We start from the raw sequence: 2315 nt of genomic DNA, 5'->3' as shown, positions 1-2315 counted from the left end.
AGTCACCAGTCCCCAGTCCCCAGTCCCCTATCCTCACGAAAAGACTTTTTCCGCAAGCCCTAAGTTGTATATTCGGCGTTAATTTTCACGTAGTCATAACTCAGATCACAACCCCAAGCTGTACCTGTTCCGTGGCCATGTCCAACACTAACGGAAATTAATACTGTATCTTCTTGGAGATAAGCACCTGCGGACGTTTGTTTTAAATAAGCACTCACAGCAGCTTTATCAAAAGGTAAGGGTTGACCATTTTCAAACAGTACAAAATCACCGATTTTAATTTTCAGGTTGTCTTGTTCAAAGGGTACTCCTGCACGGCCAGCAGCACCAGCGATCCTTCCCCAGTTGGGATCTCGTCCAAAGATTGCAGATTTAACTAAGGACGATCCAGCAATGGTTTTGGCTATTTGTCGCGCTGCGGTTTCGTCGTTTGCACCGGTGACTTGCACTTCTACCAAACAAGTTGCACCTTCTCCATCACGGGCGATCGCCTTAGCTAAATGTTGACAGACTGCGGTTAACATTGCTTCTAATTTTTCCGCTTCTGGTCCGGTTTCTGTAATCGCAGGGGTACGAGATGCACCGTTAGCTAAGGCTATTAAACTATCATTGGTGCTAGTATCACCATCAACTGTAATCGAATTAAAACTTCTATCAGCAGCCCGTGTTAACATTTGTTGCCATAATGTAGATGATACTGCCGCATCACAGGTAACAAATGCCAACATGGTGGCCATATTAGGATGAATCATTCCTGAACCTTTAGCAATACCACCAATTCGCACCGGGCGATCGCCTATAGTGGTTTCTAAAGCAATGGATTTTGTTACCAAATCTGTGGTTATAATAGCTCCTGCAGCTGCATCCGATCCAGTTTCGGAAAGTTCTGCAACTAACTTAGGTATCCCATTTCGCAAAGCATCCATTTTAATTCTTTGACCTATTACCCCAGTGGAAGCGAGTAAAATTGATTCTGGGGAAATGTTCAACTCTTTCGCTAACAAGTCTGCACTTTCTAACGCATCCTTCACCCCTTGACTACCTGTAGCGGCGTTAGCTTGACCGGCATTACACAGTATAGCTCTAGTGGTATGCTTGCTTTGTAAACGTTGACGACAATAATCTACACAAGCGGCTTTCACATGACTCGTGGTAAATACACCAGCAGCGATCGCATCTACATCTGATAATATTAACGCTAAATCCGGCAATCCCGAAGGTTTCAACCCAGCTTTAATACCTGCTGCTTTATATCCCCTGGGTGCTGTCACACCACCTGTAATTTCTTTCCAGTCTGTCATAATTTTGGATTTTATATCATGTCCGTTTGAATTGTTATCATATCTGTTTGGATAGGAACAGGGAACAGGGAATAGGGAATAGGGAATAGGGAACAGGGAATAGGGAATAGGGAATAGGGAATAGGGAATAGGGAATAGGGAATAGGGAATAGGGAATAGGGAATAGGGAATAGGGAATAGGGAATAGGGAATAGGGAATAGGAAAAAAGCTATTTTCAGGTAAATGAACCACATCTTGATTCAAGTTTCGCACAAAGACACAAAGGAGCAAAGGCGCAAAGTCAGAAAGAAATTAATTTAGAGTCTGGTCTAAACAGTTTTATGATTAAGCTGTTGTGCATTTAATTTGTATAAGTGGAACAGGCATCTTGCCTGTTAAACAAGAGTTCAGAATATTAGGATCATACAATTTAGCTGTGTAACAGCTTAATTGATGTCCTAACTACTCTGTCTACGACTATATAAAGCCTGAGAGCGTTTATTTCGTTAGATCAACATAAATTTACACATTAGACCTCTCCAAAATAGAATCTATTAATTTGTCATAAGTTGTAGGGGCGAAGCTTATGGGTGATAATTTGACGAAAAAATCAGACATCTAGATATCCCATAAGCTTCGCCCTGCCCCCATAAATAGGTTCCATAATTTCTTTTCTGGAAAAGTCTAATTGGGATGCTCCATTATTCTTTCTTGCTGATGGCTGAATACTGATAGCTGAATACTTGCAATCAAACTAAAAAAGAGAGCCATTGAATAGCTCTCCAAATCATCAGTATGCATCTACTGATCACAGTATAACATTTTTACCGTGAGGGGTGAAACCCCTTTCTGAGATTTTTTTGAGGAAATTTCGCAAAAAGGTGACTGGTGACAGGTGACTGGTGATTGGTGACTGGTGACTGGTGACTGGTGACTGGGAAAATACAAATAATTTCTCCCTGACTCCTGACTCCTTGATCTCCTGTAAGGGCGAAGGGGGATAAATTATCAATTTTTATCACAGGTTATTTTCC

Annotated in this window: 2 protein-coding genes; both read right to left on the bottom strand. The window is 41.6% G+C overall.

Going from position 1 to position 2315, the window contains the following annotated elements; genetic code table 11:
• Positions 1-59: 59 nt before the first annotated feature.
• Positions 60-1301 carry a bifunctional ornithine acetyltransferase/N-acetylglutamate synthase gene (gene argJ, locus FFR48_RS27340; RefSeq protein ID WP_137669520.1) on the bottom strand — a complete coding sequence of 414 codons (1242 nt, stop codon included), beginning with the start codon at positions 1299-1301 and terminating at the stop codon, positions 60-62.
• A gap of 804 nt (positions 1302-2105) precedes the next feature.
• Positions 2106-2303, bottom strand: coding sequence for a hypothetical protein (locus tag FFR48_RS27335; RefSeq protein WP_137669519.1), 198 nt, complete (start codon positions 2301-2303; stop codon positions 2106-2108).
• Positions 2304-2315 lie beyond the last annotated feature (12 nt).

The sequence above is a fragment of the Sphaerospermopsis reniformis genome (assembly GCF_005402885.1).
GTDB classification, from domain to species: domain Bacteria; phylum Cyanobacteriota; class Cyanobacteriia; order Cyanobacteriales; family Nostocaceae; genus Sphaerospermopsis; species Sphaerospermopsis kisseleviana.
Note: the sequence above shows the minus strand (reverse complement) of the source record. Positions and strands in the feature narration are given on the sequence as shown.